Raw genomic sequence first — 15,344 nt, forward strand, 5'->3', positions numbered from 1 at the left:
CCACACTATCGGGGCATCGTGTGTGGATCGTTGCAATGTTCGAGGGAGAGACCGCTCTCACCTGGGGATGTACAGGTGGGATGAACAGCTCATGATCCTGGGGATGCTTCGGATGTGGTCGAAAACACTCCCAGCCCGTTACCGGGACATGGTGGCGCTTCCACCAGGCATGAGGGGAGACTGACTACGAATCGTCCCGGCGCGAGCCACGCGCCGCCGGCGTCCAAGGAGGCCATCCGTGCCGCATGTCCTGGTCCTGAACGCGTCGTACGAGCCGCTCGGCGTCGTACCGCTCCGCCGCGCGCTCATCCTCGTCCTCGAGAACAAGGCCGTGTGCCTCGAGGAGTCCGGCGCCTTCATGCACAGCGCAACCGTCACAGTCCCCGCACCCAGCGTGGTCCGGCTCAAGCGATTCGTCCGGGTTCCCTATCGGGGGCCCGTTCCTCTGACCCGTCGAGCGCTGTTCGCCCGTGACGGGGGCCGGTGCATGTACTGCGGTGGCGTCGCAACCAGCGTCGACCACGTCATCCCGCGCAGCCGCGGGGGCAAGCACGTCTGGGACAACGTGGTGGCGTCCTGCCGCCGCTGCAACCACGTGAAGGCCGACCGCCATCTCGTCGAGATCGGCTGGCGGTTGCGCCACAAACCCGCCCCGCCCACCGGCCTGGCCTGGCGCATCATCGGGACCGGCCACAGGGATCCGCGCTGGATGCCGTACTTGCAGCCATACGGCGCGGACGACGCCCTGGCCCGGATCGAGGGCATTTCCGCCTGACGCGATCCGGGCTTTTGCATACCCGCGGTCATTCGAAGGCCCCACGTCCGGGACGTGGGGCCCTCGGCACGCCCTCTCCAAAGCCTCACCCAGGCCCCCTCCGAGGCCTCCTTCAGGCGGGCGCCCCTTCCGCCCGCGCCCCGCGTACGACATACAGCGCCCCGCCCACCGCGAAGGCCGCCAGTGCCGCCGCCCAGGCGCCCCTCTCGCCGCCGGGCTGCACCGGCCAGGCCCACACCGCCGTGCCGACGAGCCCCCGCGCACCGGCCGACCCCAGATACACCGCGCTGACGTAGCCGAAGGCAGGCAGCCAGCTCAGCCGGGCGCCGAGCAGGGCGGCCGCGGCCGTGGTGAGGCCCGCGGAACCGAGCATGTTGCGGATCATCGCGGGCGGGCCGAACACGGACGCGTGCCCGAGCACCGACACCGACAGGAGGGCCGCGGCGAGCGCGGTGAGGGCCGACAGATGGACCAGACGCTGCAGCCACCACGGCCGTGCGGCCGTACGGTCCAGCTCGTCGGACGCGGTGTGCAGGCTCGACCCGATGACCGCGGCGGCGAACAGCGGGGCCAGCGCCACGACCGGAACCCTTCGCTCCGGATCGACGTAGGCGTCCAGACCGTGTGCCGCCCACACGGCGAGCCCGGCGGTTGCGACGAGCACGACGAGGGCGCGCGGGACGGTGCGCGAGCGGGCGTACAGAAGCAGACCGTCGGCGCGTGAGCGGTCGTAGCGCACGAAGAGCTCCGTCACAGCGTCGGCACCTCGCTCGGCCGGCACTCGTCCGTCGTCGCGAAGTACTCCGACAGCCAGGCGCGGCGCTCCTGCGCGCCCATCGCCTCCAGACGGGCGCGGGCCGCGAGCCGGGCCTTGAGCCTGGCCTGGTCGGCCGCGCTCCCGTGGGCCAGTTGCTCGTCGAAATCCTTCTCCAACGGGCTGGGTGCCAGATAGTGCTGCACGGCGTCGTCGACCGGGTCCAGACGCGGGTCCACCTCGTCGCACTCACCCCGGCCGTACAGCGTCATCCCGGCCGCCCAGGCGTACTCCCGCGGATCGGTGAGCTCACCGCGTACGACCGTCCAGCCGATCGGCGCGATCATCGGCAGCTCCACCTCGTCCCGGCCCGGCCGCCCCGGCAGGTCCTCGTAGCGCACCGGCAGGTTCCGTACGCCCTCCAGGCGGCCGGTGAGCTCGGACAGGGCGTCCCCGACCTGCGGGAGAAGCTCCTCGTAGCGGGCGTTCACGCAGATCTGCGGGGTCGTGGACGTGTCGCACACCTGGCGACGGGCGAGCGCGCCGGTGTGCCACAGGCCGTCGTGCCCGGTCTGCACCAGCAGCACGCCCGCGGCGGTCGCGGCGGCCAGCGGCAGCAGCGCGACGGCACGACGGCGGGCCGCGTACGCCAGGACCGCGGCGGCCGAGAGGCCGGCCGCCCACACGGTCATCGCCACCGGCTGCCACCACACCGGGACCGACACGGTCGTGCCGTCGACGACGGGCGACAAGGCGGCGAGGCCGTCGTGACCGCCGTACGAGAGGAAGCCGAGCACGGCGTAGGCGCCCACCGCCAGCAGCGGTGCCGCGAGCCGCCAGGCCACCAGCCGGCCCGCGACCTGGCCCGCCACGGCGGCGCACGCCAGGACGACCGCGTCCGTGAGCACCGCGACCGGGTACGGGCCGTCGCCCGTGGCGCAGTACCAGGTGGCGAGCCAGGCGAGGACGACCGCGGCCGCGTATCCGGCGACCACCCACAGCGTCAGGGGCAGCGCCGAGGCCAGCAGCCGGGGGAGCGGGCCGCGCGCGGCCGTCGCCATCAGCTCCCCGGTACGGCGCCGGCGCTCGCGTCCGCCGTGCCGGCAGCCCGCCGCCAGCGCCAGCGGGACACCCAGCAGCCCGGCCGCCGCGTGCAACCGCTCGCGGGTCTCGGCCCAGCCGCCCTGCCACTGCGTCGACGTCGTGGCCATGGCGACCGCGAGCGTCAGCAGGACGGCGGCGCCGGCCCAGGGGGCGAAGCCACGGACGGCCTCGGTCCGCAGCGGGTGCGGCGCACTCCGCGGTTTCCTTTCCGCCACGAGGGTCATCGCGCCGTTCCTTCCAGCGTGTGGGCCGGTGCGGTGGACGCGCGGTGGGTGCGCAGGGCCGCCGTGTAGCCGCGCTCGATCGGGTTGTCGCCGATGCCGTCCGCCGTCTCGCCGAGCGCGGCCAGTGAGGCGGGGGTGCCGCGGTAGGCGACCCGGCCCGACTCGACGAGGGTGACCTCCGTGCAGGCCGCCGCAACGTCCTCCACCAGGTGCGTGGAGACGATGACGGTGGACGAGGCGCCCAGCTCGCGCAGCAGCTCGCGGAACTCCACGCGCTGCTCCGGGTCGAGGCCGGCGGTCGGCTCGTCGAGCAGCAGGACGTCGGGGTCGTTGACGACGGCCTGCGCGATGCCGACGCGGCGGATCATGCCACCGGACAGCGTCTTGACCTTCGCGTCGATGCGGTCGGCGAGACCGACGCGGGCGACGGCCCGTTCGACGGCGGCCGGGGTGCCGGCGGCGGGCATCTCCTTCAGCCAGGCCACGTACGCGACGAACTCCCGCACGGTGAACCCCGGGTAGTAGCCGAACTCCTGCGGCAGATAGCCCAGCCGCCGTCGCACCGCAGCACGCCGCCGGTGGTCGCGGACGTCGTCCCCGAGCAGCTCCACCCGGCCGCCGGTCGGTGCGGCGACCGTGGCGAGGACCCGGATCAGCGAGGTCTTGCCCGCGCCGTTCGGCCCGAGCAGCCCGTGCACACCGGGGCCGAAGTCGAGGTCCATCGCGTCGAGGGCGACGGTCCTGCGGTGCCGGACGTGCAGGCCGGTCACTCGTATCGTGCTCAACGGTTCTCCAGACGTGGGACGGGAGGCGGGCGCGGCCGTGCTCACGGCCTCTCCAAGCGGTCGTAGGCGGGACGGCGGGCGGCCAGCAGCACGGCGCACAGGACGGCCGCCGCCGCCCAGCCGCCCTGCGCCGGGGCGCCGTCGAGGCAGTACGCGAGCTGCTCGGACAGGCGGGCCGTCAGCCGGTCGCCGGGCGCGGCGAGCGCCGGGGCGAGTACGGCGCACAGCCAGCCGCCGCCGGTCACGGCCGTCGCCGCCCGGCAGCCGACCCAGCCGGCCAGCGCCAGCGAGGCCAGCGTCAGCGCGAGCCCCGGCAGCAGCCAGGCGGCCGCGCCCGGAGCACCCGACGACGGCACCAGCAGCCCGGCCAGCGTCAGCAACGGCAGACTCACCGCCAGCACGGCGATCGTCCGCGTCAGCACCAGCCGCAGCCCCGCGGACGGCGTGGACGCGGCGATCTCGTGCAGCGGGTCGGCGTGCGACCCGTAGGACAGGGCGACCCCGGCCACCGGCACGACGGGCGCGATCGCCAGCAGCATGGTCCGGGCGCCGGTGAAGCCGGCGCCGTACGCGAGGACGACGGCCCCGAACGCCACCAGCAGCACGGCCGGCAGCCAGGCACCGCGCACGGCGGGGCCGGCGGCCCAGAGGACGCGGGTGGGACGGAGGCCGAGGGACGGGGGAGCGAGCCGGCGGGACGAGCGGATGCGGGCCCGGGGAGCGGCCGCCGCCGGCCTCGGAGATACCGGCGCCGCCCCCAGCACGGCGCCCCGCACCTCCGCCAGCACCATCCCCGCCGATGTCTCCCGCACCGCCCGCGACACCCGCGCCGCGCACCGGCCGCAGCCCTCCAGGTGCTTCTCCAGGGACCAGGCGTCCGGTTCCGGGAGGGAGCCGTCGCCGTAGCGGGTGACGAGGTCGTCGGACGCGTGCCAGCCGGTCATGCCGGGCCTCCCATCGGTGACGGGTTCAACTGGGCGAGGGCCGCCCGGAGTTCGGCGCGGGCGCGCATCGCGCGGGACTTGACGGTGCCCTCGGGTATGCCGAGCAGCCGGGCCGTCTCGCGGGTGGTCAGCCCGTCGACGACCGTGGCGCGCAGCACCTCGCGCAGCTCGGGGGAGATCCGGTCGAGGGCGGTGCCGACGTCGCCGTACTCCAGTGCGGCCAGCACCCGGTCCTCCGCGGACGGCGTGGACGCGTACCCGACGTGTGTCTCGTCGGCCGGCGTGTCCAAGGGCGCCGTCTCCAGCCGCGCGGCCCGCTCGTGCGCCCGTCGCGCGTCGACCAGGCGCCGCGCGGCGATGGTCCACAGCCAGCCGCCGGCCTCCTCGCCACGGTGCCCGGCCGCCGACCGCCACACCGTGACGAACGTGTCCTGGAGCGCCTCGCGCACGACCTCCGCGTCGGCGCAGCGCCGGGTCAGCCGGGCGTGCAGCCAGCCCGCGTGCCGGTCGTACAGCTCGGCCATCGCCGCCGAGTCCCCGGCCGCGACCGCGCGCAGCAGCGCCGCGTCGGAGTCTCCCTCGTCCTTCTCCCGGTGGCCCCCCATGGGGCGGAACAGTCTCACAACCTGTCTATCGACCGGCTCGGAGCGCCCGGTTCACGAGGCCCTCCGGCACCCTGTTGCCCGTCGTCGCCCGTCCCCCGGCGAGAGTGGACGTCGTGGGCGGTTTATCCCAATCTGGAGGTATCGCGCCGGAACAGAATGTGAGTAGAGGCACGTTGTTCCATTCCGTACGTCTGTCGCCGCGACCACTGGGTAGGGCTGCGGTAACCGATCGTCGGACCCGACAAGGAGGCCCCCGTGGCCGCAGCAGCACACCTTCTGCTCCCGCCCCTCTCCAAACCCGAGGCGGAGCCGTCCGCCCCATCCGAGTTCCACTTCTGCGTGTTCAGCGCGGAGGGAGCCTGCGCCGAGGCGCCCCTCACCAGCGAGCCGCCCCTGCCGGACGCCGAGCCCCTCACCAGCGAGCCGCCGCTCGCCGACGCCGCCCCGTTGACCAGCGAGTCCGACGCCTACGCGGAGCACTAGATGACAGCACCCCGGTCGGTCGAGCCGCCCACCGAGGACCTGTCCCGGCTCGCCGCGCTGCACGGCGTGGCGACCTCCTACAGCCCCTCCCCGGACCGTACGGTCGCGGCCTCGGCCGCCGCCGTCACCCGGGCCCTGGCCGCCCTCGGTGTCGACGCGGGCACCCCCGCGGCCGTCCGGGGCGCACTCGCCGCACGTGAACGGGAACTGCGCGAGCGGCTGCTGCCGCCGACGGTGGCGTGCTGGAGCGGCGGTACGCCCGCCGCCCTGGACGCCCTCCCGGCCGGCACCCGCCTGCGCATCGAGACCGAACAGGGCGAGACCCGTGCCTCCGCCGGTCAACTCCCTCCCGGCTTCCACCGGTTGACCGCCACCGCCCCCGACGGCCGTACCGCCCGCGCCCACTTGATCGTGGCCCCGCCGCGACTGCCCGCGCCGCCCGGACGCTCGTACGGCCTGCTCGTCCAGCTCTACTCCCTTCTCTCCCGGCACTCCTGGGGCATGGGCGACCTCGGTGACCTCGCCGAACTGACCGCCTGGGCCGGCCGCGCGCTCGGCGCCGGATTCGTCCAGGTCAACCCGCTGCACGCGGCCGTGCCCGGCGCCCCCACCGACCCGTCCCCCTACCGGCCCTCCTCACGCCGTTTCCCGGACCCTGTGCACCTGCGGATCGAGGACATCCCCGAGTACGCGTACGTGGCGGACCGCGAGCGCGTGCGGGGCCTGCTGGAGCGGGCGGAGCGGCTGCGCGCGTCGGTGCTGGAGAAGGGCGCGTTGATCGACCGGGACGCGGTGTGGGAACTCAAGCGGGAGGCGCTGGAGCTGGTACGGGACGTGCCGCTCGGGCCGGGCCGGCGCGCCGCCTACTGCGACTACCTCGCCGAGCAGGGCGAGGCCCTGGAGGACCACGCCACCTGGTGCGCCCTCGCCGAGGTGCACGGCTCCGACTGGCACCGGTGGCCGGCCCCCCTGCGCGACCCGCGCTCGGCCGAAACGGCCCGCGCCCGCGGGGATTTGATGGACCGCGTGGACTTCCACACCCGCCTCGCCTGGCTCACCGACACCCAGCTCACCGCCGCCCAGCGCGCGGCCCGCGAGGCGGGGATGCCGGTGGGGGTGGTCCACGACCTCGCGGTCGGGGTCCATCCCTCGGGCGCCGACGCGTGGGCGCAGCAGGCGTACTTCGCGGCGGGCATGTCGGTGGGCGCACCACCGGACGCCTTCAACGCGCGCGGCCAGGACTGGGGCCTGCCGCCCTGGAGGCCGGACCGCCTGGCCGAGTCGGGCTACGCGCCCTTCCGGACCTTGTTGAGGGCGCTGTTCCGCTACGCGGGCGCCCTGCGCATCGACCACGTCATGGGCCTGTTCCGGCTGTGGTGGGTCCCGCTCGGCGAACCGCCCACGGAGGGCACGTACGTCCGCTACGACGCCGAGGCCATGCTCGCCGTCCTGGTCCTGGAGGCCTCGCGGGCCGGGGCGGTGGTGATCGGCGAGGACCTGGGCACGGTCGAGCCCGGTGTCCGCGAGACGCTGCGCGAGCGGGGGGTGCTCGGCACATCGGTGCTGTGGTTCGAACGCGACTGGGACGGCGACGGCCGCCCCCTGCCCCCCGACCACTGGCGTGCCGACTGCCTGGCCACCGCCACCACCCACGACCTGCCGCCCACCGCGGCCCGCCTCACCGGCGAACACGTCGAACTCCGCGACCGCCTCGGCCTGTTGACCCGCCCCCTGGACGAGGAACGGGCGGAGGCGTCGGCCGACGCGGCCGAGTGGCTTGCCCTGCTGGCCAGGCTGGGCCTCCTGCAGGGCACCGGCGGCGGCATCGACACGTCCTCGGAGGAGGCCGAGATCCAGGCCGTCCACCGCTACCTCCTCCACACCCCCGCCCGCATGGTCGGCATCTGGCTCCCGGACACCATCGGCGACCGCCGCCCACAGAACCTGCCGGGCACGTGGGACCAGTACCCGAACTGGCGGTTGCCGATCGCGGACACGGAAGGGCGGCCGGTGACGCTGGAGGAACTGGCGGGCTCACCGAGGCTGCATGCGCTGGTGGACGTCCTCCGCCAGCCCGCGGACGGCGCCTCGTGAGCGCAGCTCACCTCATACGGCACCCCGGACGCGCGTCCCTTCGGACCGTTCGCTACTTTGGCCCTGTGAAGAAGAACGCCCTGCGCGCCGGCGCCCTGGCTGCCGGTACGACGCTGATGATGCTGCTCATGTCGTCCCCCGCGCTCGCGCTGACCCGCGACGACGGTGACGACCCCGGCACGGGCCTGAGCGTCATCGAGACGCTGGGGCTCTACGTCGTGGCCCCCATCGCCCTGTTCGCGGTCATCGCCGGCCTGGTGATGGTCCTGGACAAGTCGCACGAGTCGCACCGGGTGACGACCGGCAACATCAAGACCAAGGCCACGGCCGGCTCGAAGGCCTGACCGGGGCGTTCCCCGCCCCGAGCCCGGACCGGGCTTCCTGCGTGCTCCCTCAGGGCGCCGCCTCCGCCGTACGTACGCGCAGCAGCCGTACACGGGCGGGGCCGGCGCCCTTGGCGCGTTTCCGGCCGCCCGCCCCGGCGGCTTCGGCCGGGCCGCCCCGCCTCACGGGCTGGGCGCCGTCAGGTACCGCTGCACCGTGGGCGCCAGCCACGCCACGATCTCCTGGGGGTGCAGCGCCACGACCGGCGGGAGCCGCAGGACGTACCGGGTGAGGGCCAGTCCCAGCAACTGGGTCGCCACGAGCGCCGCCCGTGCCGGAACCTGCTCGGGGTCCGGGCACACCTGGCGGGTGACCGGCAGCACTTGGTCCCTGAAGATGCCCTGCATGCGCTCGGCCCCTGCCTGATTGGTCGCGCCGACCCGGAGCAGGGCGGTGAGCACCTCGTTGTCCTCCCACATGTCGAGGAAGTGCGTGACGAGGGCCCGGCCGACGTCCTGCCGGGTCAGCGTGCCCAGGTCCGGCAGTTTCAGGTCGACGGCGACCGTGGCCGCGAACAGGCCCTCCTTGTTGCCGTAGTAGCGCATCACCATCGACGGATCGATGTTCGCGTCCTTGGCGATGGCCCGGATGGTGGCCCGCTCGTACCCGTCGGCCGCGAACCGTTCGCGGGCCGCGGCGAGGATCGCGGTGCGGGTGGTGTCGGAACGCCTCGGCCGGCCGGCGGGGGTGCTTTCACTCATGCCAACAATCGTAGGCCAACGAATGTAGGCCAACAAGTGTTGACCCTTTGATTCGGCGGCGCTAGTCTCGTCAACGAGCGTTGGCAAACAGACGTTGGCAAACAATCGTCGAGCGACAGGCGTTGGCATCAGGAGGCCCTCATGAACGGCACCGGCACCAACAGCACGACCAGCTCCGTGATCATCGTCGGCTCCGGCCCCACCGGCCTCCTCCTGGCCGGTGACCTCGCCACCGCCGGCATCCCCGTCACCCTCGTCGAGAGGCGCCCGCACAAGGTCGGCAACCTCTCCCGCGCCTTCGTCCTGCATGCCCGCACCCTCGAGCAGCTCGACGCCCGCGGCCTCGCCGACGAACTCGAGGCCGTGGGCCGCCCCCTCGACCGCCTCCGCCTCTTCGCCCGGCTCACCGTCGAGCTCGACACCCTCCCCTCCCGCTTCAACCACCTCCTCGTCCTCCCGCAGTACGAGGTGGAGAAGGTCCTGGAGCGGCGGGCCGTCGAGGCGGGGGCCGGGTTCCGGTACGAGACCGAGGTGACCGGGCTGGCCCAAGACGCGGACGGCGTGACCGTCCAGGTCCGCACCACCGCCGGGGCGACGGAGGAACTGCGTGCCGCGTACGTCGTCGGCGCCGACGGCATGCGCAGCGCCGTGCGGAACGCGATCGGGCTGCCGTTCCCCGGCCACTCCGTGATCCGTTCCGTCGTCCTCGCGGACGTGAAGCTGGCCGAGGAGCCCGACACCCTGCTCACCGTCAACGCGGCCGGTGACGCCTTCGCCTTCCTCGCGCCCTTCGGCGACGGCTACTACCGCGTGATCGGCTGGAACCGCGCCCGCAACGTCCCCGACAGCGAGCCCCTCGACCTCGACGAGGTCAAGGAGGTCACCCGGCTCGCCCTCGGCCGTGACTTCGGGATGTACGACGCCCGCTGGATGTCCCGCTTCCACAGCGACGAACGCCAGGCGCCCGCCTACCGCGTCGACCGCGTCTTCCTCGCCGGGGACGCCGCGCACGTCCACACCCCGGCCGGCGGGCAGGGCATGAACACCGGCCTCCAGGACGCGGCCAACCTGAGCTGGAAGCTCGCCCAGGTCGTCGGCGGCCACGCGGCCCCGGAACTCCTCGACACCTACCAGGCCGAACGCCACCCGGTCGGCAGGTCGGTGCTCCGCAGCAGCGGCGGCATCGTGCGCCTCGCCATGGCCAAGCGCCCCTGGGAACTGGCGTTCCGGGCGGCCCTCACCAGCTTCCTCAACGGCGTCGCCCCGGCCCGCCGCAAGGTGGCCGGCAAGATCACCGGCATCGGCTACAAGTACGAGGCGCCCCGAGGCTCCCACCGCCTCACCGGCACCCGTGTCCCCGACGTCGCCCTCGCCGGCGGCGGCCGCCTCTACGAGGCCCTGCGCGGCGGACGGTTCGTGCTGATCACGCCCGACGCGTACGACGGGAGCGGCGCCCGCAAGGACCGCCTCGCCGTGGCCCGCTGGGCGAGCGACCGCCGTACGACCGTCCTGGTGCGGCCCGACGGGTACGTGGCCTGGGCGGCCGACTCCGCCGACCCGGTGACGATCGAGTCCGCCCTCGCGGCGCGGGTGGGCTGAACCCGCTCTATCAAGTCTGGGTCCGCTGAACCCGCTCTATGAGGTCTCGGTCCGCTGAACCCGCTCTATGAGGTCTCGGTCCCGGTGAGCAACTCCCTCAGCAGGTCGGCCAGTTGGCCGACCTGTTCGTCGTTCAGCGCGGCCTTCAGGGCTTCTGTCTGGACGGCGAGGCCGGCGCCCACCGCCTCGTCGACGAGCTTCAGCCCCTTCTCCGTCAGCGTCACTTGCAGGCCCCGGCGGTCGTGCGGGTCGGGGGAGCGGCGCAGCAGGCCGGCTCGTTCCAGTTTGTCGAGGCGGCCGGTCATGCCGCCGGTGGTGAGCATCAGCGTGGCGGAGAGCTGCCTGGGGGAGAGGGTGTAGGGCTCGCCGGAGCGGCGCAGGGTCGCCAGGACGTCGAACTCGCCGCGGGCGACTCCGAAGGTCGCGTACGCCTTGTCGATGCGGTCGCCCATCGCGCGCGAGAGTCGGAAGATCCGGCCGAAGACCTCCATGGCGGCGGTGTCGAGGTCTGGCCGCACGGAGGCCCACTGCCCGATGATCGCGTCGACCGGGTCCCTGCGCTGTGCACTCATGCGGTGAGTATCCGCCCGGTTCGGGTTGCCCGCAAGAAAGTAGCTTGACTGTAAGTTGCTTAGCGCTAAGCTACTTTCCATCAAGCCACCTTGCCAGAAGGGTGCCGACCGTGAAGCGGCCCGCGACCGTCCTGCTCACCGCCCTCGCCCCGATCTCCTGGGGCACCACCTACGCCGTCACCACCGAGTTCCTGCCGGCCGACCGCCCCCTGTTCACCGGTCTCATGCGCGCCCTGCCCGCCGGCCTGGTCCTGCTGGCCCTCGCCCGGGTGCTGCCGCGCGGCGCCTGGTGGGGGAAGGCGGCGGTGCTCGGGGCGCTGAACATCGGCGCCTTCTTCCCGCTGCTGTTCCTGTCGGCGTACCGGATGCCGGGCGGTATGGCGGCGGTCGTCGGGTCGGTCGGACCGCTGTTCGTCGTGGGCCTGTCGGCGCTGCTGCTGGGGCAGCGGCCGACGGCCCGCAGTGTGATCACCGGGTTCGTCGCCGCGTCCGGGGTGAGCCTGGTCGTGCTCGAGGCGGCCGGTGCGCTCGACCCCGTGGGTGTGCTCGCGGCCCTCGCCTCCACCGCCTCGATGTCCGCAGGCACCGTACTGACCAAGCGGTGGGGCCGCCCGGACGGCGTGGGCCCGCTCGCGCTCACCGCCTGGCAGCTGACCGCGGGCGGCCTGCTCATCGCCCCCCTCGCCCTCCTCGTCGAGGGAGCGCCGCCCGCGCTGGACGGCCGGGCGGTCGGCGGCTACCTCTACCTGGCACTGGCGAACACGGCGGTGGCGTACTGGCTCTGGTTCCGCGGCATCGGCAGGCTCACCGCCACTCAGGTCACGTTCCTCGGCCCGCTGTCGCCGCTGACCGCCGCCGTGGTCGGCTGGGCGGCGCTCGGGCAGGGGCTCACGCCGGTGCAGCTGGCGGGCATGGCGCTGGCGTTCGGGGCGACGGTCGCGGGACAGGTCGGGCCGCGCCCGGGCGGTGCGCCCGGGCAGTCGTTCAGCCTCACTGCCGGGAATGCTCGAAAGGATTCGCCGGACCTGACGGGTCCGGCGCTGCGACGGTAGACCGAGCCGCGTGGTGGCACGACTGCCCGCAGGCCGTGGCCGCACACGAGCGGGGGCGCCCGGTTCAGCACCGGGCGCCCCTGTCGTCGTACGAACCGCTGCTACCCGGCCGCCGCGTCCGCCGCCTGGGCCTTCAGCGCGCGTTCCACGCCCGCGCGGGACTCGGAGACGAGCCGGCGCAGGGCCGCGTTGGGCTCTGCGGAGGCCAGCCAGGCGTCCGTCTTGCGGAGGGTCTCCTCCAAGACCTGGATCGTCGGGTAGAGGCCGACCGCGATCTGCTGGGCCATCTCGTGGGAGCGCGACTCCCAGATGTCCTTCAGGACCTCGAAGTACTTGTCCGTGTACGGGGCCAGCAGCTCGCGCTGGCCCGTCTGGACGAAGCCGCCGATGACGGACTCCTGGACGGCGTTCGGGAGCTTGTCGGACTCGATGACCGATGCCCACGCCTCCGCCTTGGCCTCCGGCGTCGGACGGGAGGCCCGGGCGGTGGCCGCGTGGCGCTCGCCGGCGGCCGTCTTGTCGCGCTCGTACTCGCCCGCGATCTCCGCCTCGTCGAAGCGGCCCACCGCGGCCAGCCGCTGTACCAGCGCCCAGCGCAGTTCCGTGTCGACGGCCAGGCCCTCGATCGTCTGCGTGCCCTCCAGCAGGGCGTCGAGGAGGTCCAGCTGCTCCGGCGTACGGGCGGTGGCGGCGAACGCGCGCGCCCACGCCAGCTGGTGGTCGCTGCCCGGCGCGGCCGCACGCAGGTGCGCCAGCGTGGCGTCCGTCCAACGGGTCAGCAGCGCCTCGCGGGCGGCCGGGTCGGCGTACAGCTCGATCGCCAGCTTCACCTGGCGGTGCAGCGACTGCACCACGCCGATGTCGGACTCCTTGCCGATGCCCGACAGGACCAGGGACAGGTAGTCGCGGGTCGGGAGCTCGGCGTCCCGGGTCATGTCCCACGCCGACGCCCAGCACAGCGCGCGGGGGAGGGACGACTCGAAGTCGCCGAGGTGCTCGGTGACGAAGGCGAGGGACTGCTCGTCGAGGCGGACCTTCGCGTACGAGAGGTCGTCGTCGTTCAGCAGCACCACCGCCGGGCGGCGCTTGCCCACCAGCTGCGGCACGGCGGTCAGTTCGCCGTCCACGTCCAGCTCGATCCGCTCGTCGCGCACCAGCTTGCCGCTGTCGTCGTCGAGGTCGTACAGGCCGACCGCGATGCGGTGCGGGCGCAGCGTCGGCTCGCCCTTCGCACCGGCGGGCAGCGCGGGGGCCTCCTGGCGGATCGCGAAGGACGTGACGACGCCGTTCGCGTCCGTCTCGATCTCGGGGCGCAGGATGTTGATGCCGGCGGTCTGGAGCCACTTCTGCGACCAGTTCCCCAGGTCACGGCCGGAGGTCTCCTCCAGCGCGCCCAGCAGGTCGGACAGACGCGTGTTGCCGAACGCGTGCCGCTTGAAGTACGCCTGCACGCCCGCGAAGAACTCGTCCATGCCGACGTACGCGACGAGCTGCTTCAGTACGGAGGCGCCCTTGGCGTACGTGATGCCGTCGAAGTTGACGAGCACGTCGTCGAGATCGTTGATCTCGGCCATGATCGGGTGCGTGGACGGCAGCTGGTCCTGGCGGTACGCCCACGTCTTCATGGAGTTGGCGAAGGTGGTCCAGGAGTGCGGCCACCGGCTCTCCGGCGAGTGCGCCTGGCAGGCGATGGACGTGTAGGTGGCGAACGACTCGTTCAGCCACAGGTCGTTCCACCACTCCATGGTGACCAGGTCGCCGAACCACATGTGGGCCAGCTCGTGCAGGATCGTCTCGGCGCGCGTCTCGTACGCCGCGTCGGTCACCTTCGACCGGAAGACGTACTGGTCGCGGATGGTGACCGCGCCCGCGTTCTCCATCGCGCCCGCGTTGAACTCCGGCACGAACAGCTGGTCGTACTTCTTGAAGGGGTACTGGTAGTCGAACTTCTCCTGGAACCAGTCGAAGCCCTGCCGGGTCACCTCGAAGATGGCGTCCGAGTCGAGGTGCTCGGCGAGCGAGGGACGGCAGTAGATGCCGAGCGGGACGGTCTGGCCGTCCTTCTCGTACACGCTGTGCACCGAGTGGTACGGGCCGACGATCAGCGCGGTGATGTACGACGAGATGCGCGGCGTCGGCTCGAAGATCCAGACGCTGTCCTTCGGCTCCGGGGTGGGCGAGTTGGAGATGACCGTCCAGCCCTCCGGCGCCTTCACCGTGAACTGGAAGGTGGCCTTGAGGTCGGGCTGCTCGAAGCTCGCGAACACCCTTCGCGCGTCCGGCACCTCGAACTGGGTGTAGAGGTAGGCCTGGTTGTCGACGGGATCGACGAACCGGTGCAGCCCCTCCCCGGTGTTGGTGTACGCGCAGTCGGCGACGACCCGGAGGATGTTGCGGCCCTCCAGCAGCCCCGGCAGCGCGATCCGGGAGTCCTCGAAGAGCGCGTCGGCGTCGAGTTGGTCGCCGTTGAGGGTGACCTCGTGGACGGTCGGGGCGACCAGGTCGATGAAGGACTCCGTGCCGCCCTGGGCAACATCGAAGCGCACCGTGGTCACGGACCTGTAGGTACCGCCCTCCTGCGCGCCGGAGAGGTCGAGATCGATCTCGTACGAGTCAACGGTGAGCAGCTTCGCCCGCTGCTGCGCCTCTTCGCGAGTCAGGTTTGTGCCAGGCACGCGGTCATCTCCTCGTTATGTGTGGGTTGCGCCATCCTTCCACGGGCCTGCACGGAACGCGATGTCCGTTTCCCGCCGGTGGGCAGGGCGGATGCGCGTGAGTCTGGGGACATGACGACGTACATCGCACGACCCGTCCACCCGTCGGTCCTGAAGGAGTTGCGCTCTGCTGACGACTCGGGACGCGCAATGGTTCCCGTGATCGACGACGAGGGCGGCGCCCCGCTGCGCTGCTGTCTGCGCCGCAGCGAGCCGGGGGAGCGGATCGCCCTGGTCTCGTACGCCCCGCTGCGCCGCTGGGCGGCTCGGACGGGGGCCGATCCGGGGGCGTACGACGAGCAGGGCCCCGTCTTCGTCCACGCGGAGGAGTGCGCGGGACCGGACGGCGAGGGCCTGCCCTTCGTGAACGCGCATCGCACGGTCCGCAGGTACTCGGCCGAGGGACACATCCTGGGCGGGCGGCTCGTCGAGGACGCCGATGGGTTCGACGCGGCCTTCGAAGAAACGTTCGACGACCCGGCCGTGGCACTGGTCCACGTCCGGGCCGTCGAGTACGGGTGCTTCCTCTATGAGGTGCGCAGGCCTTGAGGATC

Annotated in this window: 15 protein-coding genes; 7 read left to right on the forward strand and 8 right to left on the reverse strand. The window is 73.0% G+C overall.

Features of this window, described 5'->3' with window-relative positions:
- The first annotated feature begins 238 nt into the window (after nucleotides 1-238).
- Nucleotides 239-775 carry an HNH endonuclease gene (locus tag ADK57_RS17175; protein ID WP_053750340.1) on the forward strand — a complete coding sequence of 179 codons (537 nt, stop codon included), beginning with the start codon at nucleotides 239-241 and terminating at the stop codon, nucleotides 773-775.
- Between the two features lie 112 nt (nucleotides 776-887).
- On the opposite strand, the gene ADK57_RS17180 is transcribed toward ADK57_RS17175, so the two are convergent.
- From ADK57_RS17180 to ADK57_RS17200, 5 genes are all read right to left on the reverse strand, one after another.
- Nucleotides 888-1,529 (reverse strand): hypothetical protein, encoded by a 642-nt coding sequence (locus tag ADK57_RS17180; protein ID WP_234390233.1) that lies wholly within the window; start codon nucleotides 1,527-1,529, stop codon nucleotides 888-890.
- Complete coding sequence (locus ADK57_RS17185; protein WP_053750341.1) at nucleotides 1,526-2,857, reverse strand: hypothetical protein; 1,332 nt, start codon at nucleotides 2,855-2,857, stop codon at nucleotides 1,526-1,528. The genes ADK57_RS17180 and ADK57_RS17185 overlap by 4 nt, the downstream gene beginning before the upstream one ends.
- Nucleotides 2,854-3,579: an ATP-binding cassette domain-containing protein gene (locus ADK57_RS17190; RefSeq protein ID WP_234390244.1), complete on the reverse strand. Its 726-nt coding sequence runs from the start codon at nucleotides 3,577-3,579 to the stop codon at nucleotides 2,854-2,856. The genes ADK57_RS17185 and ADK57_RS17190 overlap by 4 nt, the downstream gene beginning before the upstream one ends.
- Nucleotides 3,580-3,683: 104 nt before the next feature.
- Nucleotides 3,684-4,586: a zf-HC2 domain-containing protein gene (locus tag ADK57_RS17195; RefSeq protein WP_053750343.1), complete on the reverse strand. Its 903-nt coding sequence runs from the start codon at nucleotides 4,584-4,586 to the stop codon at nucleotides 3,684-3,686.
- Nucleotides 4,583-5,191: an RNA polymerase sigma factor gene (locus tag ADK57_RS17200; RefSeq protein ID WP_053750344.1), complete on the reverse strand. Its 609-nt coding sequence runs from the start codon at nucleotides 5,189-5,191 to the stop codon at nucleotides 4,583-4,585. Before ADK57_RS17200 ends, ADK57_RS17195 begins: the two co-directional genes overlap by 4 nt.
- A gap of 255 nt (nucleotides 5,192-5,446) precedes the next feature.
- Between ADK57_RS17200 and ADK57_RS17205 the strand changes: the two genes are divergently transcribed.
- From ADK57_RS17205 to ADK57_RS17215, 3 genes are all read left to right on the forward strand, one after another.
- Entirely contained in the window at nucleotides 5,447-5,674 is a 228-nt protein-coding gene (locus ADK57_RS17205; protein WP_053750345.1) for a hypothetical protein, read from the forward strand.
- Nucleotides 5,675-7,768 carry a 4-alpha-glucanotransferase gene (malQ, locus tag ADK57_RS17210; RefSeq protein WP_053750346.1) on the forward strand — a complete coding sequence of 698 codons (2,094 nt, stop codon included), beginning with the start codon at nucleotides 5,675-5,677 and terminating at the stop codon, nucleotides 7,766-7,768.
- Nucleotides 7,769-7,884: 116 nt separating this feature from the next.
- Nucleotides 7,885-8,112 (forward strand): hypothetical protein, encoded by a 228-nt coding sequence (locus ADK57_RS17215; RefSeq protein ID WP_053750392.1) that lies wholly within the window; start codon nucleotides 7,885-7,887, stop codon nucleotides 8,110-8,112.
- A 162-nt stretch (nucleotides 8,113-8,274) separates the two neighbouring features.
- Here ADK57_RS17215 and ADK57_RS17220 read toward each other — a convergent pair whose 3' ends face one another.
- Nucleotides 8,275-8,853, reverse strand: coding sequence for a TetR family transcriptional regulator (locus ADK57_RS17220; RefSeq protein WP_053750347.1), 579 nt, complete (start codon nucleotides 8,851-8,853; stop codon nucleotides 8,275-8,277).
- A gap of 141 nt (nucleotides 8,854-8,994) precedes the next feature.
- On the opposite strand from ADK57_RS17220, the gene ADK57_RS17225 reads away from it, so the two are divergent.
- Complete coding sequence (locus tag ADK57_RS17225) at nucleotides 8,995-10,452, forward strand: FAD-dependent monooxygenase (protein ID WP_053750348.1); 1,458 nt, start codon at nucleotides 8,995-8,997, stop codon at nucleotides 10,450-10,452.
- 65 nt (nucleotides 10,453-10,517) lie between these two features.
- Here ADK57_RS17225 and ADK57_RS17230 read toward each other — a convergent pair whose 3' ends face one another.
- Nucleotides 10,518-11,024: a MarR family winged helix-turn-helix transcriptional regulator gene (locus ADK57_RS17230; RefSeq protein WP_053750349.1), complete on the reverse strand. Its 507-nt coding sequence runs from the start codon at nucleotides 11,022-11,024 to the stop codon at nucleotides 10,518-10,520.
- 110 nt (nucleotides 11,025-11,134) lie between these two features.
- Between ADK57_RS17230 and ADK57_RS17235 the strand changes: the two genes are divergently transcribed.
- Complete coding sequence (locus ADK57_RS17235; protein ID WP_053750350.1) at nucleotides 11,135-12,076, forward strand: EamA family transporter; 942 nt, start codon at nucleotides 11,135-11,137, stop codon at nucleotides 12,074-12,076.
- A gap of 101 nt (nucleotides 12,077-12,177) precedes the next feature.
- On the opposite strand, the gene pepN is transcribed toward ADK57_RS17235, so the two are convergent.
- Complete coding sequence (gene pepN, locus ADK57_RS17240) at nucleotides 12,178-14,751, reverse strand: aminopeptidase N (RefSeq protein ID WP_053750351.1); 2,574 nt, start codon at nucleotides 14,749-14,751, stop codon at nucleotides 12,178-12,180.
- A gap of 111 nt (nucleotides 14,752-14,862) precedes the next feature.
- Here pepN and ADK57_RS17245 point away from each other — a divergent pair, with 111 nt between their 5' ends.
- A complete protein-coding gene (locus tag ADK57_RS17245) occupies nucleotides 14,863-15,339 on the forward strand; it encodes a DUF1203 domain-containing protein (RefSeq protein WP_053750352.1) in 477 nt (158 codons plus the stop codon).
- Nucleotides 15,340-15,344: the final 5 nt, after the last annotated feature.

The sequence above is a fragment of the Streptomyces sp. MMG1533 genome, from assembly GCF_001279775.1.
GTDB lineage: Bacteria > Actinomycetota > Actinomycetes > Streptomycetales > Streptomycetaceae > Streptomyces.

Bases quoted from the DNA above. Each gene is read 5' to 3' on its own strand.
- ADK57_RS17185 (WP_053750341.1), bottom strand. From the start codon at position 2,857: ATGACCCTCGTGGCGGAAAGGAAACCGCGGAGTGCGCCGCACCCGCTG.
- ADK57_RS17230 (WP_053750349.1), bottom strand. From the start codon at position 11,024: ATGAGTGCACAGCGCAGGGACCCGGTCGACGCGATCATCGGGCAGTGG.
- malQ (WP_053750346.1), top strand. From the start codon at position 5,675: ATGACAGCACCCCGGTCGGTCGAGCCGCCCACCGAGGACCTGTCCCGG.
- ADK57_RS17225 (WP_053750348.1), top strand. From the start codon at position 8,995: ATGAACGGCACCGGCACCAACAGCACGACCAGCTCCGTGATCATCGTC.
- ADK57_RS17200 (WP_053750344.1), bottom strand. From the start codon at position 5,191: ATGGGGGGCCACCGGGAGAAGGACGAGGGAGACTCCGACGCGGCGCTG.
- ADK57_RS17245 (WP_053750352.1), top strand. From the start codon at position 14,863: ATGACGACGTACATCGCACGACCCGTCCACCCGTCGGTCCTGAAGGAG.
- ADK57_RS17215 (WP_053750392.1), top strand. From the start codon at position 7,885: ATGATGCTGCTCATGTCGTCCCCCGCGCTCGCGCTGACCCGCGACGAC.
- ADK57_RS17220 (WP_053750347.1), bottom strand. From the start codon at position 8,853: ATGAGTGAAAGCACCCCCGCCGGCCGGCCGAGGCGTTCCGACACCACC.
- ADK57_RS17195 (WP_053750343.1), bottom strand. From the start codon at position 4,586: ATGACCGGCTGGCACGCGTCCGACGACCTCGTCACCCGCTACGGCGAC.
- ADK57_RS17190 (WP_234390244.1), bottom strand. From the start codon at position 3,579: ATGGACCTCGACTTCGGCCCCGGTGTGCACGGGCTGCTCGGGCCGAAC.